The sequence below is a fragment of the Microbulbifer sp. SAOS-129_SWC genome (assembly GCF_039696035.1).
In the GTDB taxonomy this organism is placed as follows: domain Bacteria; phylum Pseudomonadota; class Gammaproteobacteria; order Pseudomonadales; family Cellvibrionaceae; genus Microbulbifer.
Genome location: NZ_CP155567.1, coordinates 3,389,491 through 3,414,275 on the forward strand (window position 1 = coordinate 3,389,491; position 24,785 = coordinate 3,414,275).

Annotated in this window: 20 protein-coding genes; 6 read left to right on the forward strand and 14 right to left on the reverse strand. The window is 62.2% G+C overall.

Features of this window, described 5'->3' with window-relative positions; genetic code table 11:
* Positions 1-117: 117 nt before the first annotated feature.
* The 9 genes from ABDK11_RS14730 to ABDK11_RS14770 form a co-directional block, all read right to left on the reverse strand.
* Entirely contained in the window at positions 118-606 is a 489-nt protein-coding gene (locus tag ABDK11_RS14730; RefSeq protein WP_346837274.1) for a hypothetical protein, read from the reverse strand.
* A 636-nt stretch (positions 607-1,242) separates the two neighbouring features.
* On the reverse strand, positions 1,243-1,641 hold the full coding sequence (gene fos / locus ABDK11_RS14735; protein ID WP_346837275.1) for a fosfomycin resistance glutathione transferase: 399 nt from the start codon (positions 1,639-1,641) through the stop codon (positions 1,243-1,245).
* A gap of 51 nt (positions 1,642-1,692) precedes the next feature.
* Complete coding sequence (locus ABDK11_RS14740) at positions 1,693-2,175, reverse strand: hypothetical protein (RefSeq protein WP_346837276.1); 483 nt, start codon at positions 2,173-2,175, stop codon at positions 1,693-1,695.
* 54 nt (positions 2,176-2,229) lie between these two features.
* Positions 2,230-2,409 (reverse strand): hypothetical protein, encoded by a 180-nt coding sequence (locus ABDK11_RS14745; RefSeq protein ID WP_346837277.1) that lies wholly within the window; start codon positions 2,407-2,409, stop codon positions 2,230-2,232.
* A gap of 592 nt (positions 2,410-3,001) precedes the next feature.
* Positions 3,002-5,872, reverse strand: coding sequence for an ExeM/NucH family extracellular endonuclease (locus ABDK11_RS14750; RefSeq protein ID WP_346837278.1), 2,871 nt, complete (start codon positions 5,870-5,872; stop codon positions 3,002-3,004).
* Positions 5,873-6,013: 141 nt separating this feature from the next.
* A complete protein-coding gene (msrA, locus tag ABDK11_RS14755; protein WP_346837279.1) occupies positions 6,014-6,610 on the reverse strand; it encodes a peptide-methionine (S)-S-oxide reductase MsrA in 597 nt (198 codons plus the stop codon).
* Positions 6,611-6,639: 29 nt separating this feature from the next.
* Positions 6,640-7,809: an iron-containing alcohol dehydrogenase gene (locus tag ABDK11_RS14760; RefSeq protein ID WP_346837280.1), complete on the reverse strand. Its 1,170-nt coding sequence runs from the start codon at positions 7,807-7,809 to the stop codon at positions 6,640-6,642.
* Complete coding sequence (locus ABDK11_RS14765) at positions 7,806-9,194, reverse strand: aldehyde dehydrogenase family protein (protein ID WP_346837281.1); 1,389 nt, start codon at positions 9,192-9,194, stop codon at positions 7,806-7,808. The genes ABDK11_RS14760 and ABDK11_RS14765 overlap by 4 nt, the downstream gene beginning before the upstream one ends.
* Positions 9,195-9,255: 61 nt before the next feature.
* Positions 9,256-10,629, reverse strand: a complete 1,374-nt coding sequence (locus ABDK11_RS14770) for a glutamine synthetase (protein ID WP_346837282.1) — start codon at positions 10,627-10,629, stop codon at positions 9,256-9,258.
* Between the two features lie 201 nt (positions 10,630-10,830).
* Here ABDK11_RS14770 and ppa point away from each other — a divergent pair, with 201 nt between their 5' ends.
* Positions 10,831-11,367: an inorganic diphosphatase gene (ppa, locus tag ABDK11_RS14775; protein ID WP_346837283.1), complete on the forward strand. Its 537-nt coding sequence runs from the start codon at positions 10,831-10,833 to the stop codon at positions 11,365-11,367.
* Positions 11,368-12,068: 701 nt separating this feature from the next.
* Entirely contained in the window at positions 12,069-14,678 is a 2,610-nt protein-coding gene (locus tag ABDK11_RS14780; RefSeq protein WP_346837284.1) for a TonB-dependent receptor, read from the forward strand.
* Between the two features lie 273 nt (positions 14,679-14,951).
* On the opposite strand, the gene ABDK11_RS14785 is transcribed toward ABDK11_RS14780, so the two are convergent.
* Both ABDK11_RS14785 and ABDK11_RS14790 read right to left on the reverse strand, forming a co-directional pair.
* Positions 14,952-15,929, reverse strand: a complete 978-nt coding sequence (locus ABDK11_RS14785; RefSeq protein ID WP_346837285.1) for a FecR domain-containing protein — start codon at positions 15,927-15,929, stop codon at positions 14,952-14,954.
* Positions 15,926-16,504, reverse strand: coding sequence for an RNA polymerase sigma factor (locus ABDK11_RS14790; protein ID WP_346837286.1), 579 nt, complete (start codon positions 16,502-16,504; stop codon positions 15,926-15,928). The genes ABDK11_RS14785 and ABDK11_RS14790 overlap by 4 nt, the downstream gene beginning before the upstream one ends.
* A 207-nt stretch (positions 16,505-16,711) precedes the next feature.
* On the opposite strand from ABDK11_RS14790, the gene ABDK11_RS14795 reads away from it, so the two are divergent.
* Positions 16,712-19,630 carry a TonB-dependent receptor gene (locus ABDK11_RS14795; RefSeq protein ID WP_346837287.1) on the forward strand — a complete coding sequence of 973 codons (2,919 nt, stop codon included), beginning with the start codon at positions 16,712-16,714 and terminating at the stop codon, positions 19,628-19,630.
* 237 nt (positions 19,631-19,867) lie between these two features.
* On the opposite strand, the gene ABDK11_RS14800 is transcribed toward ABDK11_RS14795, so the two are convergent.
* The 3 genes from ABDK11_RS14800 to ABDK11_RS14810 are packed head-to-tail and all read right to left on the reverse strand — an operon-like array spanning position 19,868 to position 21,938.
* The gene (locus ABDK11_RS14800; RefSeq protein WP_346837288.1) at positions 19,868-20,389 is read right to left on the reverse strand and encodes a hypothetical protein; all 522 of its coding nucleotides are present in this window, start codon (positions 20,387-20,389) and stop codon (positions 19,868-19,870) included.
* A 17-nt stretch (positions 20,390-20,406) separates the two neighbouring features.
* A complete protein-coding gene (cysE, locus tag ABDK11_RS14805; protein ID WP_346837289.1) occupies positions 20,407-21,219 on the reverse strand; it encodes a serine O-acetyltransferase in 813 nt (270 codons plus the stop codon).
* Between the two features lie 5 nt (positions 21,220-21,224).
* Complete coding sequence (locus ABDK11_RS14810) at positions 21,225-21,938, reverse strand: M15 family metallopeptidase (RefSeq protein WP_346837290.1); 714 nt, start codon at positions 21,936-21,938, stop codon at positions 21,225-21,227.
* A gap of 234 nt (positions 21,939-22,172) precedes the next feature.
* Between ABDK11_RS14810 and ABDK11_RS14815 the strand changes: the two genes are divergently transcribed.
* The 3 genes from ABDK11_RS14815 (at position 22,173) to ABDK11_RS14825 (ending at position 24,767) form a co-directional block, all read left to right on the forward strand.
* Complete coding sequence (locus tag ABDK11_RS14815) at positions 22,173-22,457, forward strand: TfoX/Sxy family protein (protein WP_346837291.1); 285 nt, start codon at positions 22,173-22,175, stop codon at positions 22,455-22,457.
* Positions 22,458-22,547: 90 nt separating this feature from the next.
* Complete coding sequence (htpX, locus tag ABDK11_RS14820) at positions 22,548-23,432, forward strand: protease HtpX (protein WP_346837292.1); 885 nt, start codon at positions 22,548-22,550, stop codon at positions 23,430-23,432.
* 267 nt (positions 23,433-23,699) lie between these two features.
* Positions 23,700-24,767, forward strand: a complete 1,068-nt coding sequence (locus tag ABDK11_RS14825; RefSeq protein WP_346837293.1) for a trypsin-like peptidase domain-containing protein — start codon at positions 23,700-23,702, stop codon at positions 24,765-24,767.
* The last annotated feature ends 18 nt before the right edge of the window (positions 24,768-24,785 follow it).

The window sequence follows — 24,785 nt, forward strand, 5'->3', positions numbered from 1 at the left end:
GCCGCCCCGGCTGCATCAATGGTTGGAGGCATTCCGGCGAGCATCAATCATATCGCCCACATCATGACTCCCGGGGAAAGCTAAAGCTCCTCAGCCAAAGTAAACTGCATCACCGGGCTAGGCCTTGCCTTTCACCAGACCATAGGCAAAGCCAGTTGGCGCCCCGAAAAGAGCGCCCACCAATAACACCTTCTGGAAATAAAGCACCCAGCCCCAAAATGTCGGGAAACCGTCTTTGGACTTGATGACCTTCTTCCCCCAAAAACTGGCGTCCACATGACCAACATATTGACCATCCGGATACGGCCAGTCCTGAATCCCGAAGAATGTGCAAGCAATCAGGAACCCTAAAACCGCGGCGGAAAACAGATTGAACTTCCCTGCTTTATCGAGAATGACTGCAATAGGAACGTAGAAAATCAGATGAAACAGTGTTATTGGGATCGCAAAGATTGATAGCAAATTTGGCGTCAATGCCGACGACATACCTTTAAATCCGCCGATAAACAGCATGGCAATTAGATAAGGGGTAAATAAAGCCACCAGAAATGCAGACAGGTGCCTCACAACTGCTTCAAGCCCATAACAGGCGTGCCCGATACGCAACAGGGCATAACCCCGAGCGACCGGCAGACCGCCGCCGCTGCCGCTGCCGCTGGCAGGAAAACCACCCCAAGCTTATTGCCCATAATCTCTGCAGTGCCTCTTAAACCAACCAGTACGTCGCTTATAATTAACCGGGCAGTCTTCACTACATGCACTACCCAAATCGAGCAGGGACGTCGCTTCCGGATGAGAGTCTACAACCTCTCCTGAAACTACATGGCTATATCCGGGCTCATCAGACGTGACCAGAAAATGGTTATCCTTACTGCCTATTAGAATTCTATCTCCAGCCAGCGCATAAATATCGTATCTCCATATAGCCCAGGTAGACCACTTGTACATGATCAAACACGAATACATCGCATCAAATGGCTGAGACTTTTCGCTCGCAAACGCCAGGGAAGGCAGGCTCATCAGCAGTGCTATGATTTTTATTATTTTCATTTTATCCCTCAATACGATACGCGGCTAAGAAACTCCAACAACGCCCAATCATCTTACAATGAAGATCCAGAGTAGCACCCTGAAAAACCAGATAAAACTCATATAAAACCGAGCTTACCCAGACCAAGAACCAACCTTCTCTACCTTCAACAATAAAACCTTACTCGAAATTTATCGAAAAACCCGGTCAGATTAGTACCACCGCAAGCCTTTATAGGAGACTGACTGAAGCGCTTCCAATCGACTTTCCAGGCTGCCAACATGAATCTCCAGCTTGTGCCCATCCGGATCGAGAATGTACAGAGAGTCGCCTTCGCTCGCATTTTCTTTCCATGTTTCGACACCGGCCGACAGGAGCTGAGCGCAATAGCTGTCGAATTCAGAAGTGCTCACATCAAATGCGATATGGCTGTAATCCCTGGCCGGCGAGGCTTTATCCAGAGAGAGACATATCCACAGCTTCCCTACCGACAAGTAGGCACCAGCATCCCACTTCACTTCCGGCTTCATGCCCAAGATGGAAACATAGAAGTAAAAAGACTTCTCCAGGTCACTTACCGCGATAGTGATATGATTTAACCCTGCAAGCATGGCCCTCTCCAAGAAACACAACACCCAGAATTTGCGTGTTTCACGCAGACCTCAGCCACGCATCTGCGCCCGCACATATTTTATGAATGCAGAACGACCAGAGAGCAGCGGGCTAATCTTATAAGCTCGACCACCTGTGAACCTCAGACTCACATTGTCCCCATGTTCGTCAACAGACTCGAGCTCCTGCAACGAATATCGCGTGACTGACAGCGGCCAGGCGTGACGCTCAACGACGCCATTCCGGACACTCACACGGTAGAATACGAAGTAGACCGAGCCTACGAACGCAAACAGGGAAAATCCGAACATCACGACGAAGTTCTCTGGATGCCTGAGGTAGAAAGGATCACCGAGATTATTAAGACCAGCCAGCAAAAAAAATACCCCAACCAACGGAATTCCAAATCGGGGACCGCAAAAACGCAGGCACGGCTTTCCAAAATCGTCAAGCTCACGCTCCCGGCGCCAGTAGAACAGCACCCCCAAGAGACCCGAAGCCCCACCCCAAATTGCCGATGTCACCACACTCATATCCAGCGTCCCAAAAACCTAACAGCCGACAACGGGAGTACCTGCTGAGGCATGTTAGTGATATTCATCAATCCAAAATTGTTTAAGCCCCAAATAGGCAATAACAAAAAACACATAGGCCCACACCACATACCCGCCTAGCGCAAATATTATGATGCCGCCGGCCATTCCCGAGTCTTCCGCTAACCCCAAGGTTTCGGCAATCCACCATAGAAAAGCGCCCCATTGGTGCACCAATCGATCCCACTCCAATATAAAGCCTATCCAGCCACGTGCCCTTTAAAACGGTTGTAAAGATGGCCAGATAACCGTAGCTGGCAGATCCGCACAGCCCAACAAGTGGTGCTGTGAGTTTTCTGAGCATTTTTACTTTTATCACCAACGATTTATGCGGGAGCCAACGGCTTCCTGTCACCTCGGCCAATATTTTCGAAAGTGCCGCGCAACTGAAAGAAAAAAATTCTTTCATATCAACAAAATAGAATCGATCAAGCAGTTTTTATTCACGCTTAGTATGCTGATCGCTCGCGTCGGCTGGTTTTACTCAAGGCCAGTGAGCATATTTCAAGCTCCTTGAATGTCAATGACTGCGCGACAACCGGTAATTGACCGAAGTTACCCACAGGATTGAGTAATAGAGCTCCATACCTGTGCCGGCCGTATCGTGGTCCAGCTACCGGGCGATGCCTATCACTGTTGGGGATTATCCGGACGGACGTGGGGATGGGCTTTCTGGCGATGACAGGTAACCGGGACCCGTATGGGGTCCCGGCTCTTCGCGGGAATAGTTATTTAGCCGAGTTTGCGCTGGCGATGTTCATTCAATTCACCAAGGCAGCCAACGGGCGCTGTGGATAACCACGTTGCGACGGGTGCTGTGTTCACCGCCGGCACTGTCGCGGACCGATAACGCGATGGCGTAACGGCCACCCCGCGTGTAGCGGTGCCAGCCGCCCTGCCCCTGCAGTTCGCTGCCATCGCCAAAGTTCCAGTGATAGCTCAGCCCGCCGCGTTGCGGTCCGCGCGCCTGCACCCACACCCAGTTCAGCAGGCGGTGTACCGTGAAACGCGCACGGAGTGCGCCGCCATCCGCAACGCGAACCTGGCGTTGGATAGTGCCCCCGGCACCGCGATCGTCCTGCACCTGCAGCGTCACCGTGTAGGTGCCGCGCTGCTGATAGCGGTGTTCGGGGTTCTGCGCGCTGCTACCGGTGCCGTCGCCGAAGTCCCACTGCCAACTGGCAATATGGCCGTCGCTGTCGCTGCTGGTATCGGTAAAGCGCATGCGCTTGCCGCTGGCGTCGCTGGTGAATTCCGCGGTGGGCGCGGCGTTGCCCGCGCTCAGGTCCAGTTCCACCAGCACCGGGTCGTGGTCGGAGGCGCGGTAGGGGTCGGCTGCGTAGAGGCTGTCCTGTTGCGCCGCGGTCTTGTACTCGGTGTTGTAGTCCAGCGAGCGCGGTTCATCGGCGTTGATATGCCATTCACCGGCGCCGGTCACCAGCGGCAGCAGGGCGCTGCTGGCGAGGGCCTGGTCCAGATAGCCGGCCTGCGCATCGTAGACGTAGGAGTAGGCTGCACTCCCGCCGAACTGCGCCAGCAGGTTGGTGAACCCGGCACTCTCGAGTGCGGCGATGGGGTTTTCCCGCGCATAGCTGTTGAGATCGCCGATCACCAGAACACGCTCGGTGCCGGTACCGCTGGGATCATTGGCAACCCAGTCGGCCAGGGCATCGGCGGCCTGGGTGCGGATGCGGTTCCAGCAGCCCTGGCCATCGCCCTGATCGTCGTTGAGGCTGCCGTCGCCGGGGCAGCTGCCTTTGGATTTGAAGTGGTTGACCGCCACGGTAAGGGTCTCGCCGCTGGTCAGCTGGGTAAAGGCCTGCAACAGCGGTTGGCGATTCAGGTCGTCGAACGGGAAGTTTTGCAATGTCGCGGCATTGCCCAATGGTGCGACGCGGTCGCGGCGGTAGATCAGGCCCACGGCGATGGCATCGCTGCCCAGTTGCGCCAGGCCCGGGTCGACGAAGGCATACACCTGGCCGCCGGCGACGCTATTGAGCGCATCGACCAGTTCGGCGATGGCACTCGCGGAGCCGTAGCCGTCGTTCTCGATCTCCATCAGGCCGACGATATCGGCACCGGTACCGAGTATCGCGCTGACGATCTTGTCGCGCTGGCGCTGGAACTCTTCATAGGTATCCGCACCGCGGGATGTGGGGAAGCCACTGCCGTCGCCATTGAAACTGCCAGAGCCATTAAAAAAGTTCAGCACATTGAAACTCGCCACGCGCAGGTTACCAATGCCCGGCAGGGCTGGCGCAGATGTGCGCGGATTGGTATCGGCAAACTGCGGCGTCTCTACCGGCTGCACCCGATAGCGGCCGAAGCTGTAGCCGATCACACCGCGCAGATCGCTGACGCTGGCGCCGGTGCGCAGGCTGTTGTCGGCACGGAGTTCCGGCGCCGGATAGGGAATCACGGCCGGGTTCTGCACCGTGGAGGCGTCGTCGAGCAGGATGCGATTGAGCGCATTGGCAGATTGCTGGGCCAGCGCGGCGGCACCGGGCTCGGCGATATTGGTGGGCGTGTACAGCCGGCCGAGAGACAGGTCCACTTCACCGTAGCGGCCGAGGTTGTAGTTGCCACTGACGGTCAGCGTCTGCGGGAAATGCGCGAGCATACCCTCGTAGCGCTCCAGCGCATCGGCGCTGGCCAGCGGCAGGTCAATCTCCGCGGGGCTGACACTGTAGCCACTGCCGCACACGGATACACCATCGACCTGCGCCAGTTCGGTCAAGTCGTACTGTTCCTTCACCACACCGCCGACCCGCACCAGATCCCCCGGCTGCACGTCGGTGCCGAAGCCGTTGTCGTACACAAACAGACCTTCCGACGTCGCGGCCTGGTTGTCGCGGTCAGCGTCTTCTTCCTGCAGGAAGAAACCGCCGAGGCCCGTGGCGGTGTCCTGGAAATCGCCAACCACGACAGCCTCGATCTCGACGCGCTCGCCAACCAGCGGACTGGCGGCGCCGCTACCCTGCACGCTGCTGATGGGCGTGGCCGCTGCGCCGCACTGCGCCACGCCGCCGCCATTGCCGTTGTCGCCGCCGTTGTTACCGCCACTGCCGGTGTAGCTGCCCAGGTCGGCAAAACTGTCGAGGCCGGTGCTCTGCCATTCGTCTGCCGGATCGAAGCTACCACTGCCGTCACTGCGACCGCTGGTAAAGGCGCTGTTGCGGATCAGGGTCTGGTTCTGGGTACCCAGGCTGCTGTCGCCCCACTGGCTGCCGGGGTCGACACCGATCTGGCCGATCACGTCGGCGAAGCCATTGGGCCCTACCAAGGCCACCGCATCGTCGCCGTTGTACAGGCTGCCGCCGTAAGTCTGGTCGGCCACGGCGAGCACCGCGCTGTCGGCGCTGGAATGCGCCAGCACAAACACGTCACCGTCCGCCAGCGTGCCGCTCAGCGTAAGGCTGGTGCCGGCGGCGCTGGAACCGTTGAAGTACACCTCGACGCGATAGTCGCCGAGATCCACCGGCGCGCCGGTACCGTTATAGATCTCCAGCGCCTTGTTATAGCTGCTGCCCTCGATATATTCGGAGAAAATCAGGTCGCTGGCACTGGCGCCACTGGCCAATAGTGCAAGAATTGGAAAACACAGCACAGTGAGCGCTGTTATTGAAAGTTTTTTCATTAGATTCCCTGTCCGTAGTCGGTTTATCGGAATTATTCGCAGGCAGTCTGTCGACCAATTCCTAACGAGGGATGACAGGCAGGTGAAAAATCTGCGGCAAAAAGATGTCGCCGCTCTACTTTCATACTGTTGTGGTGGGAATCAGTGCGCGGACGCGCGGCCCCAGAGTTGTTGCAGGCGCTGGTCGCGGCCACAGCGATAACGGTAGAACTTGTAGCGCACCGGGTTCTTGCGGTAAAAATCCTGGTGGTAATCTTCGGCCGGGTAAAACACCGCCGCGGGCCTGATCCGGGTGACGATCTTTTTACCCAGTTTTTCCGCCATTTTTTTCTTGCTGGCTTCGGCTAGTTTTTTCTCTTCCGGCGTGGCGTAAAAGATAATGCTCTGGTACTGGTCGCCGCGATCACAAAACTGTCCACCGGCGTCGAGCGGATCCACATTGTGCCAGAACACATCCAGCAGTTTGGCGTAACTCACCTTGTTCGCATCGTAGGTTACCTGCACCACTTCCGCATGGCCGGTGCCGCCGGCGGAGACCTGTTCATAGGTGGGATTTTTCACGTGGCCACCGCTGTAACCGGAAGTGGTGGCGAGCACCCCGTCGAGCCTGTCGAACGGCGGTTCCATACACCAGAAGCAGCCGCCGGCAAAAACCGCGGTGCGCACATTTTTGGCCTTGTCCGCCGCGGGGGCCGCAACGGAAACCGTGATCAATAGCAGTATTGCCAGCCAGCGCACGCTTGTACCCTCCACATTTTTGCCCCTGATCACAGCACACCGCGCAGGGCGCGTTCGAACAAATCGCTGTACTGCTGCGCATCGAAGGCAATGGGATTGCCGCCGGCGGACGGGTCCGCGACGGCCATCTGCCCGACTCGCTGCAGCTGCTGATTGTCGATGCCGAGTTCCTCCAGGCTGTGGGGGATACCGATTTCCGCGCGCAGTTCGAGGATCCAGTCGAGCACACCATCGACGCCACTGTGCGGCAGCTGCAGGTAGCGCGCCAGCCGCTCCATGGGCTCTACGATAGCGTCGCGGTTAGCCTGCAGCACATAGGGCATCAGCACCGCGTTGAGCAGGCCGTGGTGGGCGTCGTAGAGGGCTCCGAGCGGGTGTGCCAGCGCGTGCATCGCGCCGAGACCGCGCTGGAACGCGGTCGCCCCCATACTGGAGGCCGCCAGCATCTGCGCGCGCGCTTCCAGGTCGCTGCCGTCTGCTACCGCGCGCGGCAGGTACCCGCGCACCCGGCGAATGCCTTCGAGCGCGATCCCCTCCGCCAGCGGATGGAATCCCGGCGAACAGTAGGCCTCAAGATTGTGCGACAGCGCATCCATGCCGGTAGCGGCGGTGAGTCTGGCCGGCAGCCCCAGGGTCAACTCGGGATCGAGAATCACAATGGCCGGCAGCATACGGGGGTGAAAGATAATCCGCTTCTTTTGCGCTTCCTCGTCCGTAATCACCGACGAGCGCCCCACTTCCGAGCCGGTACCGGCGGTGGTGGGCACCGCGATCACCGGCACCATCGCCTCGACCTCCACGCGCAGGTAGTTGTCGCCTTCGTCCTCGAAATCCCACAGCGGCCGCCGCTGGCCGGCCATCAGTGCGATCGCCTTGGCCGCGTCCATGGCCGAACCGCCGCCGAAGGCGATCACGCCGTCGTGCCAGCCGGCGCGCAGCGCGTCGACACCACCGACGACATTGTCACCGGTGGGATTGCTCTTGACCTGCGCAAACATCTCGATCTGCAGGTCGGCGTCGCTGCAGGCTCGCAATACCTGCTGCACCATCGGCAACTCCGCGAGGCCGGGGTCTGTGACCAGCAGCGGCGCGCGGATACCCAGCTCGGCGCAGGTCGCGGGCAGTTCGCGCACGCGGCCGGGGCCGACACGCATGGCAGTGGGGTAATTCCAGTTACTGTGAAAATTTTCAATGTTCATGGCTGGCGTTTGAAATGGAAGGATTTAGGGCGGGTCAGGTGTTCGAAGCCAATACTCGACAGGGTGCAGCCGCGGCCGGACTGCTTGACGCCGGTCCAGGCGAGTTCCGGGTCCAGATAGTCGCAGCGGTTCAGGAATACAGTGCCGGTTTCGAGGCGCTCGCCGAGCGCCAGCGCGGCCTGTTCATCGGCGCTGTAGATGGCCGCGGTGAGGCCGAAATCGCTGTCGTTCATCAACGCCAGCGCCTCGCCGTCGTCGCATACTTTCTGCACGCCGAGCACCGGGCCAAAGGATTCCTCGCGCATCACGCGCATATCGGCGGTCACGCCGGTCAGCAGCTGCGGGGCCATATACGGGGTGCCGCGCGCGTCCATGGCGAAATCCCGCACGTCGATATGGGCGCTGGCGCCGGCGGCGAGCGCCTCGTCAATCTGCGCGCGAACAAAATCCGCGGCTTCCGCGCGCACCAGCGGGCCGAGCGTGGTAGCGGGCTCATCGGGGCGGCCGAGTTTGTACTGCGCAATCAGCTGCGCGGCGCGCTCGACAAAGTCGTCGAACAGGTCCGCGTGCACATAGGCGCGCTCGATACCGCAGCAGGACTGGCCGGAATTGAAGAAGGCGCCATCGACGACACTCTCCACCGCGTGTGGCAGGTCGGCATCGGCGCGCACATAGGCCGGGTCCTTGCCCCCCAGTTCCAGCCCGACACTGGCAAAGCGCCCGGCCGCGGCGCGCTCCACCGCGGCACCGCCGCTGACCGAGCCGGTAAAGGCGATATGGTCGATCTCGCCGGCGCGCACCAGTTTTTCCGTATCCGCGTGGCTCAGGTGCAAAAACTGGAACACGCCAGTGGGCAGGCCGGCTTCGGCAAACGCCTCGACCATGCGCTCGGCGCACAGCGGGGTCTGCGCCGAGTGTTTCAGGAGCACGCTGTTACCGGCCAGCAGCGCCGGCACCACGGCGTTGACGGCGGTCAGGTAGGGGTAATTCCACGGCGCGATCACCAGCGCCAAACCCAGCGGTTCGCGGCGGATAAAGCGGGTAAAGCCGGGCTTTTCCCCCAGGCGAATATCCGCCAGCGCGGCTTCGGCCAAATCCGCCATGCCGATGGCGCGCTCGGCAAAGCCGAGAATTTCGCCGCTGGCAAAACGGATCGGGCGGCCCATCATCCAGCACAGTTCCTCACCCAGCTTGTCCTGGCGATCGGTAAAGTGCTCCACCGCGCGGCGCACAATGCCGATGCGCTCGGCCAGCGGCGTGCGCTTCCACGCGGCCTGGGTGGCGCTGGCGAGCTCCAGCGCCGCCTGGATCTGCTCGCTACTGGCAAGCGGGCGCTCGACATAAAGGGTGTTGTCGATCGGGGAAATGCACTGGAGTCTGTTCATGGCATTTTCGGTGGCAGTGAATGTGTGTCCGCGGCGCACTTATGCGCGCCGCGGCATAAATTCAAATGATTTCGAAGTAGCGATCCAGCTCCCAGTCGCTGACATGACGGCGGTACTCGCGCTCCTCCCACTCGCGGCTGGCGGCAAAGTGTTCGACGAACGCGTTGCCGAACAACTCCCGCGCCGCCTCCGAGGCCTTGAGCCGCTGGGCCGACTCCCACAGGGTGCGCGGCAGCGCCAGTTCCGCCGGCTGTTCCAGCGCGTAGGCATTGCCGGCCACCGGGTCGCCCGGCTCCCATTTCTGCAGCACGCCGTAGAGGCCGGAGCCGAGCGCGGCGGCCAGCGCCAGGTAGGGATTGGCATCGGCGGCGCCGAGGCGGTATTCGGTGCGCTGGGATTTGTCGCTGCCGGGAATCACGCGCAGTGCCGCGGTGCGGTTCTCGACCCCCCAGGTGGCGTCAGTGGGCGCCCAGAAGCCCGGCACCAGGCGCCGGTAGCTGTTGACCGTGGGCGCCATCAGGCTGAGCAATTCCGGCATCAGGCGCTGCTGGCCGGCGAGGAATTGGCGCTGCACCGCGCTCATGTTCTGCGGCGCATCGGCATCGTAGAAGGCCGAGCTGCCGCCATCGGCATGGCGCAGGGACAGGTGGATATGGCCGCTCTGACCCGGGTAGTCGCCGGACCACTTGGCCATAAAAGTGGCCATCAGGCCGTGGCGCTGGGCCAGCACCTTGATAAACGTTTTGAACAGCGCCGCCTTGTCCGCCGCCGCCTCGGCGCCGTCGACCGTGATCGCCGCCTCCAGCACGCCGGGGCCGGTTTCGGTGTGCAGGCCCTCGATGGGGAAGTCCATCTGCTCCCCCAGATCGAGGATGTCGCGGTAGAGCTCGGCGTGCACCGAGTTGCGGAGCACCGAATAGCCGAACCAGTCCGGGGTGAAGGGTTTCAGGTTGCGGAAGCCCTTTTCGCGCGCGGAATCCGGGCTCTCGTCGAACAGGAAAAACTCATACTCCAGGGCTGCCAGCGGCTCGAAGCCGGCCTCGCGGCAGCGCTCCACCACCCGGCGCAGGGTCGCGCGCGGGCACACCGCCTCGGCGTGGCGGTCGAATTCGGCCAGGAACAGCAGCATATCGTCCTCGAACGGCACCGCGCGGCAGCTGGCCGGCAGTATGCGCACCGGCGCGTCCGGGTAGCCGGTGTGCCAGCCGGTGTACTGGGCGTTGTCGTAGAGCTGGTCCTTCACGTCCCAGCCCAGCACCACGTCGCAGAAGGAGAAACCGTGTTCCAGGGCGGAGAAGAACTTGTCGCGGCTCATATACTTGCCGCGCATGACGCCGTCATTGTCGAACAGCCCGACCTTGACGTGGCTGAGATTGCGCTCCTCGACGATGCGGCGGGCATCCTCGGGGCTGCGTACCTCCCGTGGATTCAGCATGGCTGGCCTCGTTGTTGTTATCGCGGAATTATGGGAAATGGGATAAGAATAGACCCGCTGCAGGGCCCGTGGGGCCCGGGAACTGGCGGTTTGCCCCCAGAACCCGGGCGCGGACGCCGGATTCCACGGCTTTGCGCGCTACCGCACAGGGTTTATAATCGCGCTCCCAATTTTCCGTCCACTTTTTACTCAGGAACAGCAATGAGCTTCGAAAAGGTTTCCGCAGGTAAGGACCTGCCCAACGATATCAACGTCATCATCGAGATCCCCGCCAACCACGACCCGATCAAGTACGAAGTGGACAAGGACGCGGACGCGGTATTCGTAGACCGTTTCGTCGCCACCCCGATGTTCTACCCGGCCAACTACGGCTACGTACCGCACACCCTGTCTGAAGACGGTGACCCGCTGGACGTACTGGTAGTGGCTCCCTACCCGGTAATGGTCGGCTCCGTGATCCGCTCCCGCGTGATCGGCGTCCTGAACATGACCGATGAGTCCGGTGTAGACGCCAAGCTGCTGGCCGTTCCGCACACCAAGCTGACCAAGCTGTATGACCACGTTCAGGAAATCGGCGACCTGCCGGAGCTGCTGATCAAGCAGATCGAGCACTACTTCGAGAACTACAAGGCGCTGGAAGCCGACAAGTGGGTGAAGGTAGACGGCTGGGCCGATGCCGAAGCCGCGCGCAAGGAAGTCATGGCTTCCCGCGAGCGTTTCCTGAAGGAAGAAGGCTGAGTTAGCTCGGCCTTCTGCTGAAAAAACCGGCTTCGGCCGGTTTTTTTGTGTCTGTCGGAATTAGGATTCCGAGGTGCTCTGATACGGCTTCGTGGCGGCAAAGCCCTGGGTGTACCATTTCGAAAACGAGCTAGGCGCCCCCCCTGTGAATACATCCCTGTACGCTCCGGCGGCGACGGTCCGGCCGTTCCAGGTATTCACGGCGCCTTCGGCCCTGTCGCCGACGGTTTCGAAATGGTACACCCAGCTCTTTGCCTTCAATTCGCAGTAATGCACTCTGTAAGAAGTATCTGAGCTGCTGAGCTCTCTGGATACGATAGGCGTGACGCTAAGGTGCTGATGCCGATAACTGTTTGCCAGACCTTATGAGGCATGGATGCCGATTAGAGCGTACAGGGATGTATTCACAGCGCGTCTGGCAAACAGTGATCGGTAGCAGTGCCGCCGTAGACTAGCTACAGCGCGCCAAGCCAACAAGGGCGGACACGGGGAGCAGTCTATTCAGAGCTTCACAAAGCTCGCCATGTCACTACTGGCATTCAAACCAGGCCAGAAAGTAATTTCTTCCCCACCTCAAAAAATTTCCGCAATTCTGTCGGGTTATCCACACCGCTGGCGTTTACTCCCAATGTAGGTCCGTATACCTGCGACAAAAAAATCAAGATTCGCCCAATTCAATAACAATAGTCTGGAGAAACCCGATGCACAGTTCGCGCACTCCCACTCACCTGTTTCACAAAACGCTGCTCGCCAGCGCCGTGACACTGCTGTCTGCCGGTGTGCAGGCACAGGAAGCCAGTGGCAAGTCCCTGGAGGAAGTCACGGTGACCGGTATTCGCGGCAGCCTGCAACAGGCGCTGGATGTAAAACGCGATGCCACCTCGATCGTCGACGCCATCAGCTCCGAGGACATCGGCAAGTTTCCCGACAAGAACGTCGCCGACTCCCTGCAGCGTATTCCCGGTATTTCCGTCGACCGCATCTGGGGCGAAGGCCGCGATATTTTTGTGCGCGGTACTGACAGCACCCTGAACCGCACGCTGATGAACGGCCAGAACGTCGCCTCGGCCTACTGGTGGGCCAACGACAATCCCAGCCGCGGTTTCAACTACTCCATTCTCGCCTCCGAGCTGGTGTCCTCCCTCGAGGTGTACAAGAGCCCGGAAGCGCGTCACGACGAAGGCAGCATCGGCGGCATGGTGAACGTCATCACCCGCAAGCCGCTGGACCTGGATCCGATGACCGTCAACCTGTCCGCCGAGAACGTCTACAGCGACCTGCCCGGCGAGTGGGATCCACAGGTATCCGGCCTGCTGAGCTGGAAAAACGCCGATGAAACCTTCGGCGTGCTGGCCTCGATCAACAGTCAGCAGCGCACCGTGCGCCGCGACGGCCTGGAAGTGTTCCCCACCAACGACCTGTATGCCGTCACCGACCAGAACGGCAACACCACCGACAACGTCTACGTGCCCTGGGGCGGCGGCTCGGCGATTTTCCAGCAGGACCGCGAGCGCCAGACCACCAACGTCACCCTGCAATTCCGCCCCAACGACCGCTGGGATACCGCGCTGAACTATGTCGCCTCCGACATGAATATGGACAACAGTAACCAGAACTACCTGTTCGTGGCCGGCGGTTACAAGATCCCCGCCGGCGACGTGGTCACCGATCCGGTCTTTATCCCCACCAGCGACGGCAACCAGGCTTTAGTGGGCGGCACCATCGAAAATGACAGCACCATCGGCGTGGCCGACGAGCCGATCGTGCGCGATGCCTACATCGAATCCGAAGTTCTCGACCTGTCCGGCGACTACGAGGGCGACGGCTGGCAGCTGCACCTGCAGGCGGGCACCACCAGCGCCGAGGGCGGCAGCAACCACGACCGCAACTACTGGTTCGAAGGGTACGCGGCAGAGAAACTCAACTTCGGCCCCAATACCAACGAATTCAGCTTCCCCGGTGTCGATCCGCTCGACGGCACTGCCATTCACCTGAACGCCGCCAACCTGCGCGACTGGGTGCGCGTCATGAACGATGACGAAACCTACTTCCAGGCGGATGCCAATATCGATGTGGATCTCGGTTTTATCACCGCGATCAAAACCGGCCTGAAAATGCGCGACCACACCATCGAGAACAACCGCCAGAACGGTTCCGTGGACATCACCAATCCGGCCATCGCCGACCAGGTTGCCGCGCTGAATGCCATTACCCTGGCCGACGTTTCCAAAGGCGCCAGCCCGAAGCTGCACGGCGAGGGCGCCACCGCCGGCTCCCTGACCCAGTATGCCTTCCTGGATATCGGCCTCGCCCAGCAGAAAGTCAACAGCATCCTCGATGCCGGTGTCATGACCTATGCCGAGGACCAGCGGGCTTACTACAAGATCAACGAAGACATCACCGCCGGCTATGTGCAGGGTGAATTCGAGAGCGGCAAACTGCACGGCAATTTCGGCGTGCGCCTGGTGGATACCGATCAGACTTCCAACGCCTATATGGACGGCGAGCGCGGTTCCGTCGGCCGCAGTTACCGCGAGGCGCTGCCGAGCGTGAACGCCACCTACGACCTGTCCGAGGATGTCATCCTGCGCGCCGCCGCGTCCCGCGCCATGGCCCGCCCGACCTTCCAGAACCTGAGTTCGAACATCGTCATCAACGCCACCAGCGGCACCGCCACCGCCGGTAACCCGGAACTGGATCCGATCATGGCCGACCAGTTCGAGTTCGGCGCCGAGTGGTATTTCAGCGACGCCAGCCTGCTGGCTGCCACCTACTTCAACAAGAGCCTGAGCACCTTCGTGTTCCAGAACACCCAGGTGGAAAATATCGACGGCCAGGATATCAACGTCACCCGCCCCTACAACGCCGACAAGGGCGCCGATATCCAGGGCATAGAACTGCAGGTGCAGCACGACTTCAGCAACGGCTTCGGCGCGCTGGCCAACTACACCTGGACCGACGCCAAAGTGCCGGCCAATGGCGACGGCACCCGCCTGGAACTGCCGGGTAATTCACGCGATCAGTTCAATGCCTCCGGCTACTACGAAAACGACTTTATGAGTGTACGGCTGTCCTACAACAGGCGCTCCGAGTCCTACGGTGGCCTCACCTCCGGATCGCAGCTGGTCACCGACGAGTACGACCAGTGGGATGCCACCGCCAACTGGAGCGCAACCGACAATGTAGATGTCTTCCTGACCGCGGTGAACCTCACCAACGAGATCATCTACATGCGCACCGCAGACGGTATTCCGGTCGGTTTCTATGAAAATGGCCCACGCTACAGCCTGGGCGCACGCGTTTCCTTCTGACAATTCGCATCGATTGTCACCCCATCTTCGGGCGCCCAGCGGGCGCCCTTTTTTATGGCCAACGCCACAGCAACGGCTCACGTATAAAGATGGACGAAAACCCGCAACGCAATCGAAGGCGCCGGGGCCGGAGGCGCTTGAGAAAGGCACCTGCGGCGGAGCAACAGATCGATCAGGCTGTTGAACAGGCAGCTACCGGTTACCGGCGCTGCCGAGATTCCTACTACAGGGCACTGCGCTGGAATCAGGATGGAGTATGGAGAAGAGGATGAATTACCGCGGCCCGAGCACTAGGATGCGCTGGTCGTTCTCGGTGACCCGCGCATCGAAGCCCTGCTGCAGCGCGAACACCAGCGCCTCCGGGTCGCCGATGTTGAACACCCCGCTGATACGCTCGTCGGCCAACTCGTCGCCGACCAAGACCACCTTGCGGGTGGTGTAGCGGTTGTACTCGGCGATGGCATCCTCGAGGCGATCGTTGTCGAAGTAAATGCGGTTGGTCTGCCAGGCGGTAACCTTTTCCAGGTTCACCGGCGTGACGCCACTGTTGTGCTGCGGATGCGCCGCCGGGTAATCGATCCCCTGCCCCGGCAGCATCCGCGCCAGGTGGCGGGCCTTGCCGGCCGCGTCTGCGGCTTTGACCTCGACAATGCCCTGGGTCACCGCCACGCGCACGTCGCCCGCACGCAACGCCACATTGAACGCGGTGCCCACCGCGCGCACTTCGCTATCGCGCACATGCACGACGAACGGGCGCCGGTGATTTTTGGCCACCATAAAGAAGGCCTCGCCGCGATCCAGGTACAGGTCGCGCTGGCCGCGGGAATAACGCACCCCCACGCGACTGTCGGTATTGAGCATCAGCGTGGAGCCGTCGTCGAGGTGGACCACACGCTGGGCGCCGATCGCGGTCTGGTAGTAATCGATGGCGAAATGCGCGCGCACCAGCAGCACCGTCACCGCCACCAGCACGACTGCCGCCACGGCGCCGAGCCACTGCCAGCGCCCGCGCCGGCGCACCGCCTTGCGCACCGGTGGCAGATCGGCGTTCAGTTCCGGGTCGTCGCGCAGCAGCTCGGTCATCAGGCCCAGCTGGCGGCACTGGGCAAACGCGAGGCGGTGGCGTGCATCCGCCGCCAGCCAGCGATCGAGTGCGCGCTGCTCAGCCGCACTCATGGCGCCGCTGTCGCAGCGCGCGAGCCAGTCGGCGGCCTGTTCGCGGATGGCCTCGTCTACAACTTCCACGTTCATAGGATACCGTTCAACTCTTTCTGCAGGTGCTTGAGGGCAGTGCTCATATGGCGCTCGACACTGCGGGTACTGATCGACAGGGCGGCGGCCACTTCCGGGTAGGTCATCTCCTCGAAGCGGCTCAACAGGAAGACCTTGCGGGTCAGCGGCTTCAGCTGCAGCAGTGCCCGCTTCAGCTGTTGCAGGCTCTGCTGCCACTCGGCGCTGCCCTGGGGCGACGGTTCGCGGCTCTCGTGCTCCGCCTCTTCAAAGTGTTGGTGGAAGTCGCCGCGACGGCGCATGTGCCGGCGCAGGCTGTCGCGCACCAGATTGGTGGCCACGGTGAAAATATAGGCACGGGGATTGTCCTGCAGCTGCTGCAGGTCGTCCAGCCGCAACAGGCGCACATAGGTTTCCTGCAGAATCACCTCCACGTCCTGCGGCCCGCCCGGCAGCATGCGCGCGACGTAATTGCACAGGGCACCGCGGTGCCGGCGGTACAGATCCTCCACCAGCAGGCGCCCGCTGTCGGCGGCAGGCGCGGTGCCGGCGGGGTTCGAGCTGACTAGGCGCAGCTGTGCCTTGGAAACTGCCATGCGCTTATCCGTTCAACCCCAACTTATCCCATAACCTCTATAAACGCCGCCGACACCGGATTCCCGACAACTTTGACAAAGTTTCCGGAAAATTCCCACTGCGCGCGCCAGTCGCTTGCCGGCGCGCGCGCAAATCGAGTATTTTGCCGGAAAACACCGGGCACCGCGGCCGCAGTCGGCCGCGCCCGCCGAGTCCGAAAGATAATAATGACGAACAGGCACGCCTTCGCCCGTGCGGCCGGCCCCGCCCGCGGCACCATTCTGCCAATCGCGCGCTCCACCCTGGGCGCGCTGCTGCTGTTCGCCTCCGCTGCCGCGCTGTCGTCCGCCGCCCCGGCGCCACTGCAGGCGGCGGTGCCCTTCGATGTCGACGCCCAGCCTCTCGACGACGCCCTGAAGCAGTTTGCCGAACAGTCCGGCCTGCAGATCTTTTATCGCCACAGCGAGCTGCCCCGGCGAGCCAGCGCCGCCCTGCACGGCACTTTTCCGCCACGGGAGGCACTGCGGCGGCTGCTCGCCGGCAGTGGTCTCGACTACCGCTTCGACGGCAACGCTACCCTCGTCATCCGCCGCGCGAAAAAAGCGGTGGCGCCCGCGCCCGCCGCAGCGGCGCAATCCGGCCCGAGGTCGCTGGAGGAGACCTATGTCACCGGTGTGCGCGGCAGCCTGCGCCAGAGCCTGGCGATCAAGCGCCACAGCGATAATCTGGTGGACGTGATTACCTCCGAGGATATCGGTAAGTTCCCCGACCGCAATGTGGCCGATTCACTGCAGCGCATCGCCGGTGTATCGGTGGACCGGCTGTGGGGCGAGGGCCGCGATGTGAATATCCGCGGCACCGACAAAGATATCAATCGCACGTTGCTGAACGGCCAGCACGTGGCATCCGCCTACTGGTGGGCCAACGACAACCTCAGCCGCGGCTTCAATTATTCCACCCTGGCATCGCAGCTGGTGCAGTCGCTGGAAGTGCACAAGACGCCGCGCGCGGATCTGGACGAGGGCAGTATCGGCGGCACCGTGATCGTGCGCACGCGCAAGCCGCTGGACATGGCGCCGCTGGAGACGCACCTGTCGCTGGAGCGCCAGTACAGCCAGCTCGCCGATGCCTGGGATCCACAGGCATCGTTCCTCGGCAGCTGGAAAAACGACGCCGGCACGCTGGGCCTGCTGGCCTCGCTCAACTGGCAAAACCGCAGCAGCCGCCGCGACGGCCTGGAAACCTTCCCCGACAATACGCTCTACCGCATTGCTGACAGTGAGGGGCACACTACCGACAATGTCTACGCCATCTGGGGCGGCGGCACCGCGCTGCTGCAGCAGCAGCGCCGGCATACCACCAGCAATGTCACCCTGCAGTGGGCTCCGGACGAGCACTGGGACGCCGCGCTGAACCTGCTGCGCTCGAACCTGGATAGCGACAATCGCAACCACAACTTCCTGTTCTCCCCCGGCGGCTACAAGCTGCGCGAGGCGCCGCCGGCAACGGTGGCGGATCCGCAGTTCATTCCCTCCGACAACGGCCACCAGGTGCTGGCCGGCGGCACCCTCGGCAACGCCGACAGCACCGGCGCGGTGCTGGATGCCATCTATCGCCAGGCCTATATCGATACCTCGGTCAACGATCTGGACCTGCACTACCACGGCAACGACTGGCGCGGCCACCTGCAGCTGGGGAAGACCAGCGCCCGCGGTGGCACCGATCACGACCGCCTCTACCGCTTCACCGGCAACAGCCGCGTGACCTTCCACCTGGACCGCAGCGCGCTCGAAACCGATTACCTGGATCTGGATCCGCTGACTGCGGCGGACCTCGACCACTTCTCCGCCGGGTCGCGCGACTGGATACGGTCGATGGAAAACCGCGAACACTACGCGCAGCTGGATGTCAGTCGCGACCTTGGCGGCGACTGGCTGCAGCAGATCCATTTCGGTCTCAAGTACCGCGATCACGCGGTGGAAAACAACCTGACGGTGGGCAGCATCGATACGGCGAGTCCCGCCTGGCAGCAGCTGCAGCAGCTGGGGCTGGACGGTGTCAGCCGCGCGCTGAGCCCGCAACTCAGCCGCCACAGCGCCACGGCTGGCACCCTGACGCGCTACGCGCTGACCGACCCCCGGCTGCTGCAGGCGGTAATACAGCCGCTCTATGACGCCGGCGCCATGCACTACCGCTACGATCCCGGCGCCTATTTTCAGATCGGCGAGCACAGCCTGGCGGAATACCTGTCGGCGGATTTCGCCCGTGGTTCCTGGTCCGGCAATCTCGGGGGGCGCGCGGTGGCCACGCGCCAGCTGGCCAGTGCTTACGCCAGCAGCGATACGTTGCAGCGCGTACACAACCATTACCGCGACCTGCTGCCGAGCCTGAATATCGATTTCCGCGCGGCGCCGAACCTGATATTCCGCGGCGCCCTGGCCCAGGTGATGGCGCGGCCGAATTTCAAGGATCTGAGTCCGGGAGTTATCGTCGACCCTACAAGTGGCTCCGGTGCCGCGGGCAATCCACAGCTGGAACCCTATCGCGCCGACCAGCTGGACCTGGGTGTGGAGTGGTATTTTGCCGACGCCTCACTGTTGTCGACGGCGGTGTTTTACAAAGACATTTCCACCTTCGTCTATCCGCATGTGACGGCGGAGACCATCGGCGACCAGACCCTGTATATCACCCGGCCGCAAAATGGCCCGGGCGCGGATATCGCCGGGCTGGAACTGCAGTGGCAACAGGATTTTGCCAATGGTTTCGGCATTCTCGGCAACTACACCTACACCGATGCCAGCGTGCCGACCCCGGACGGCAGTCAGTCGCTGGAACTGCCGGGTAATTCCCGCAGCCAGTTCAACGCCAGCGTCTACTTCGAACGCCGCGGCGTCAGCGGCCGCCTGTCCTACAATTACCGCTCGCGCTCCTACGGCGAGATAGTGGCCGGCTCGCAGAGCGAGACGGCGGCCTACCGCCAGTGGGACGCGAGCCTGCAGTGGCCGCTCAGTAGTTACCTGACGCTGTCGGCAAACGCGGTCAACCTGACCGATGAGGTAATTTATATCCGCAGTGCCAGCGGGATTCCGCAGGGATTTTACGAGAATGGCAGGCGGTTTTTAGTGGGATTGCAGCTGGATTACTGAGGGCATCATTGCCGCTAGTGGCACCACTGTTTTTGCGTAGGGGCGAACCTTGTGTTCGCCCTTTTTTGTGTGGTGCGCTGTAGACAGTTCGGTGGCGGCCCTGCTACCGATAGCTGTTTGCCAGACACGAGCGAGGCGCACCAAGCCAGGAACAACAAGGGCGAACACGAGGTTCGCCCCTACGGAATTTGCCGCGTGGATACCAGGCGCTACTGCGCCTTCAGTGGTGACAGCGGATCAATCCAGTTGCCAGTCCGGCACGTTCACCGCCACCGGCTGCTTGCGCGCCTGCTCGTTCTCGTCCACCAGGTTGCCCTCGGCGGGCTTGAGGCTCAGGTGGTCGACGCGCACCTGTACGGATTCTTTTTGCGCGCGCTCGCTTTCCTTGACCAGGTTGCCGGCCATGGGGGCCAGCGACCAGGAGTCCCCGGCGACAGGCTCGGCGGCTGGGGTCGCGGGCTCGGGGGCGGCGGGGGCAGGTTCGGCTTGCGCCACCGGGGCGGCCGCCGGTTGCGCTGCCGGTGCGCCCTCGGCCTTCAGTGCGCACTGGGCGCCCATCTGCGCGAGCTTGGCCCGCAGCTGCTCCGCCTGGGCCTGGGACAGGCCTTTCTTGAGCGCCAGCGGGCGACCGCTGAACAGTTTCTCGACGGTGTCCGGGCCGGCCTTAAACAGCCGCGCCAGGTTTGCCTTTACGTCAGTGGTGGTAAAGCCCGGCACCAGGTCACCGCGGAAAATCAGGCTGTATGTACTCTCTGACATGTTCTGATCGTCTCTTTCTATTCTTCCGAATCCAGTGTCTGGTCCATGGTATAGGCCGGCGCCGCGGCGCTGCGGCCGACGATGCGTGCCGGTACCCCGGCCACGGTGGCGTGGGCCGGCACGTCGCGCAGTACCAGGCTGCCGGCGGCAATCTTGACGCCCTCGCTGATTCTGACCGGGCCGAGGACCTTGGCGCCGGCACCGATCATTACGCCGCGGCCGATCTTCGGGTGGCGGTCGCCGCCGCCACTGCCACTACCGCCGAGGGTGACCGAGTGCAGGATGGAGACATCGTCCTCCACCACGCAGGTCTCCCCCACCACCAGGCCGGTGGCGTGGTCGATCATAATACCGCAGCCGAAGCGCGCCGCCGGGTGGATATCCACCGCGAACTGCTCGGACACGCGGCTCTGGATATACAGGGCCAGCGTGTGGCGCCCCTCGGACCACAGCCAGTGAGCCACGCGGTGAGACTGCAGCGCATGAAAACCCTTGAAGTAGAGAAACGGCGTCAGGTACTGGTCGCAGGCGGGATCGCGGTCGTACCAAGCGCAGATATCGGCCTGCATGCAGCGGGAAATCTGCGGGTCGGCGCGCAGCGCGCCGGCGATCACTTCCTGCAGCGAGGTCGCGGTCAGCGCGCTGTGGTCGAGCACCGACGCCAGCTGGTAGGCGAGCGCGTCGTCGAGGGACTTGTGTCGCAACACCGTGTTGTGGAAATAGCTGGCCAGCACCGGCTCGCCGGCGGCGGCCCGGGTGGCTTCCTCGCGCATCTGCGGCCAGATATCCCGCTGTCGGCTATCGCTGTCGATGATCACGTCCTCATTCATTGCCGTTAGCGCTGGTCTGTCTGCGGATAGCAGTGATCCGGCACCTGCACAAAGCGCGTATAAATCTCGGCGATGTCCGCACACACAGTGTCGCACAGTGCCAGCCCGCACTCTTGCAGCAGTTCACAAAGTCGCGCCGGGGTCAGCAGCTGTTGCAGCTCGCGCGCGCGCGGCGCGTAACTCAGGTGCCAGCGCTCCGGCGCCACACCGCCGCGGTCCTCGGCGTAGGGGCGGAACAGGCCATAGCTCTGGCCGGCGGCGATACGCGCATCGAGCCAGCAGTGAAACGGCCCGAACAGGCCGTCGTCGGCCACTTCGTCCGGGGTCAGCTGCGGGCGGTAGCCGGTTGGCATGGCCGCGGCATCGACCACGTCGAAGTCGGTGCCCCAATGGTGGCGCGAGGCGCCGGGCAGCGCGGACCAGCGCAGTATCGCGAAAGCGGTCTGCCGCGCAGTCAGCTGCGCGGTATCCAGTGGACAGCCGGCGCTGTCGAGTAGCGGACGTTGACCGCTGGCCTTGCCGTTCCAGATGGTGCACTGGCGCTCGAAGCTGCGAAAGCCGGACACCACCAGCGGATCGAAACCGGCGGCGCGGGCATCGGCGCGCAGGCGCTCGAAGGCCACCAGCGCTTCCGGGTGCAGCAACTGGCCGGACTCGGGTTCCACGATTACATGCTCGTCGCCGAGCCCAAACAGCATGCGCTTGAGTGGTTCGGCCAAACTCTCAGAATTACCCACAGGCAAAATATTCAAAGCGGTCTAAAGTAATTTTCTACTCTAACAGAAACGGAGTCATCGCCGCACCAAAACCGGGAACAATCGATTGGCGCCGCACTCTTTAGCACCAATGCTAATGAACATTTGGCGTTTTATCGTTTTATGCTATGTTCTTTTGCGCGGTCGAAGGAACTGACCGCGACCACAAGGATTGGCCAACCACTAGGGAAAATCTGCATGCACCCGAGTCAATCAGAGCTGTTACAACTGAAAAACCTGGGCCTCGCTTCCGTTAATATCCTGCATTCCGTCGGCATTCGCTCCTGCGAGGATCTGCGCCGCGTCGGCCCGGTGGAAGCCTTCATCAATATCCGCACCCGCGGTATCAACGCCTCCCGCGTGCTGCTGTACGCCCTGCAGGGCGCCCTCCTCGATGTGCACTGGAATGATCTGGACCCGGATCTGAAGGAGCGCCTTGCCAGCGAAGCCGACGACCGCTTGTCTTTACGTCAACAGGAATAACCGGTCACCGATTGTCTCCCGCATAACTTGAAAGCCGGCGCGACGTCCCTATCTACACTTCCTTCTAGGGATTTTATTTGGAGAACACCGATGTTGCGCATTGGTCTGTTTCTGTTGACCAACCTGGCCGTGATGGTCCTGGCTGGCATTATCTTCAACCTCCTGGGCATCCAGGGCATTCTCGACGCCAACGGCGTCAACCTTAACCTCTCCGGATTGCTGCTTTTATGCGCCATCTTCGGGTTCGGCGGTTCGCTGATCTCGCTGCTGATGTCGAAGACCATTGCGCGCATGAGCACCCGCACGCAGATTATCCAGCAGCCGCGCAACGCCGACGAGCAGTGGCTGGTGGAAACCGTGCGCGAGCTGGCGCAGAAGGCCGGTATCGGCATGCCCGACGTGGGCATCTTCCCGATGCCCCAGGCCAACGCCTTCGCCACCGGCTGGAACCGCAACGACGCCCTGGTGGCGGTCAGCGCCGGGCTGCTGCAGCGCTTCAACCGCGACGAGGCGCGCGCGGTCATCGGCCATGAGATCGGCCACGTGGCCAATGGCGATATGGTCACCCTGGCGCTGATCCAGGGGGTGGTGAACACCTTCGTGATGTTCTGCGCGCGCCTGGTGGGCTTCTTCGTCGACCGCGTACTGATGCGCAACGAGCAGGGCCTCGGCATCGGCTACTACATCACCTCGATCATCATGGATATCGTGTTCGGTGCCTTCGCGATGATCGTGGTGGCCTGGTTCAGCCGCCGGCGCGAGTACCGCGCCGACGCCGCCGGCGCCACCCTCGCCAGCCCGCAGTCGATGATCGCTGCGCTGCAGCGCATCAAGGCAGAATCCGAATCGGGCAGCGAACAGCCTCTGCCGAGCAACATGAAGGCCTTCGGCATCTTCGGCAATATGGGTGCGCTGATGGCCACCCACCCGCCGCTGGAAGATCGCATCCTGGCGCTGCAGAGCCCTCAGCGATAAAGAGAGCCCTCAGCGATAATAATGGAGAGCCCTCAGCGTTGATGGAGAGCCCTCAGCGATAATAGAGAGCCCTCGGCGATAGAAGAAAGCCCACAGCCCTGGCGTCAACACCGATTGAACCCAGCGGTGAAAATGGCCTCTTACTAGTGCGGGGCCGGCCCACGGGCCAGCCCCGGCGCTCCCTGTGAGCGCCGCAGTATTCCGGCAATCGGGCCGGGGTACTATTGCCTGTCTTCCCGCTACCAACTCAACAGCACTTTGCCGACCATGAACAAGCTACAGACCCTGCTCGCGGCCGTCCCCCTTTTGCTACTCGCCGCGCTGACCCAGACTTATGCCCGGCCTGCCACCGCCGCAGACATCCCCGCGTTCGCCACCGACGACGAGCGCAACACCATGCAGGTGTTCAATTTCGCCAGCCCGTCGGTGGTGTTTGTCACCAACGAGGCCCTGGTGCGCGACCGCTGGACACTGCAATTACACACTGAGCCCAAGGGCACCGGCAGCGGCTTTGTGTGGGACAAAGACGGCCATATCGTCACCAACTACCACGTGATCGAGGGCGCGCGCAAAGTCACCATCACCCTGCAGGACCGCAGCGAATGGTCGGCGGAGCTGGTCGGCTCGGCGCCGGAGAAGGACCTGGCGGTACTGAAAATCGATGCTCCGGTCGAGCGGCTGACACCGCTGGTGCCCGGCACTTCCAGCACCCTGGCAGTGGGGCGCAAGGTGCTCGCCATCGGCAACCCCTTCGGCCTCGACACCACCCTGACCACCGGGGTGGTCAGCGCGCTCGGTCGCGAGATCCAGGCCGCCAACAACCGCACCATCCGCAACGTGATCCAGACCGATGCGGCGATCAACCCGGGCAACTCCGGCGGCCCGCTGCTCGACAGCAGCGGCCGCCTGATCGGCGTCAATGCCGCCATCTACAGCCCCAGCGGCGCCAGCGTGGGGATCGGTTTCGCGATCCCGGTGGACACGGTGAAAAAGATCGTGCCGGAGCTGATCGCCAACGGCCGCCTGGTGCGCCCGGTACTGGGCATCGAATCGGCCCCGGACCAGTGGGCCAGCCGCTACGGTTTCGACGGCGTGGCGGTGCTGCGCACGGCTCCGGGCCAGCCCGCCGATCGCGCCGGCCTGCGCGGCATCTACCGCGCGCGCAGCGGCTGGCAGCTGGGCGACGTGATCACCGCACTGGACCGCCAGCCGGTACACAGCTACGACGACCTGATGAACGCGCTGGAAAACCACCGTGCCGGCGACCGGGTGAGCCTCAGTTACGTACGAGACGGGAAAAAGCGCCAGACTTCCATTACACTCGCCGCTCCGTAGGGCGCGCCGCGCGCGCCG

Bases quoted from the DNA above. Each gene is read 5' to 3' on its own strand.
- fos (WP_346837275.1), bottom strand. From the start codon at position 1,641: ATGCTTGCAGGGTTAAATCATATCACTATCGCGGTAAGTGACCTGGAG.
- ABDK11_RS14740 (WP_346837276.1), bottom strand. From the start codon at position 2,175: ATGAGTGTGGTGACATCGGCAATTTGGGGTGGGGCTTCGGGTCTCTTG.
- ABDK11_RS14750 (WP_346837278.1), bottom strand. From the start codon at position 5,872: ATGAAAAAACTTTCAATAACAGCGCTCACTGTGCTGTGTTTTCCAATT.
- ABDK11_RS14760 (WP_346837280.1), bottom strand. From the start codon at position 7,809: ATGAACATTGAAAATTTTCACAGTAACTGGAATTACCCCACTGCCATG.
- ABDK11_RS14765 (WP_346837281.1), bottom strand. From the start codon at position 9,194: ATGAACAGACTCCAGTGCATTTCCCCGATCGACAACACCCTTTATGTC.
- ABDK11_RS14770 (WP_346837282.1), bottom strand. From the start codon at position 10,629: ATGCTGAATCCACGGGAGGTACGCAGCCCCGAGGATGCCCGCCGCATC.
- ppa (WP_346837283.1), top strand. From the start codon at position 10,831: ATGAGCTTCGAAAAGGTTTCCGCAGGTAAGGACCTGCCCAACGATATC.
- ABDK11_RS14780 (WP_346837284.1), top strand. From the start codon at position 12,069: ATGCACAGTTCGCGCACTCCCACTCACCTGTTTCACAAAACGCTGCTC.
- ABDK11_RS14785 (WP_346837285.1), bottom strand. From the start codon at position 15,929: ATGAACGTGGAAGTTGTAGACGAGGCCATCCGCGAACAGGCCGCCGAC.
- ABDK11_RS14790 (WP_346837286.1), bottom strand. From the start codon at position 16,504: ATGGCAGTTTCCAAGGCACAGCTGCGCCTAGTCAGCTCGAACCCCGCC.
- ABDK11_RS14795 (WP_346837287.1), top strand. From the start codon at position 16,712: ATGACGAACAGGCACGCCTTCGCCCGTGCGGCCGGCCCCGCCCGCGGC.
- ABDK11_RS14800 (WP_346837288.1), bottom strand. From the start codon at position 20,389: ATGTCAGAGAGTACATACAGCCTGATTTTCCGCGGTGACCTGGTGCCG.
- cysE (WP_346837289.1), bottom strand. From the start codon at position 21,219: ATGAATGAGGACGTGATCATCGACAGCGATAGCCGACAGCGGGATATC.
- ABDK11_RS14815 (WP_346837291.1), top strand. From the start codon at position 22,173: ATGCACCCGAGTCAATCAGAGCTGTTACAACTGAAAAACCTGGGCCTC.
- htpX (WP_346837292.1), top strand. From the start codon at position 22,548: ATGTTGCGCATTGGTCTGTTTCTGTTGACCAACCTGGCCGTGATGGTC.
- ABDK11_RS14825 (WP_346837293.1), top strand. From the start codon at position 23,700: ATGAACAAGCTACAGACCCTGCTCGCGGCCGTCCCCCTTTTGCTACTC.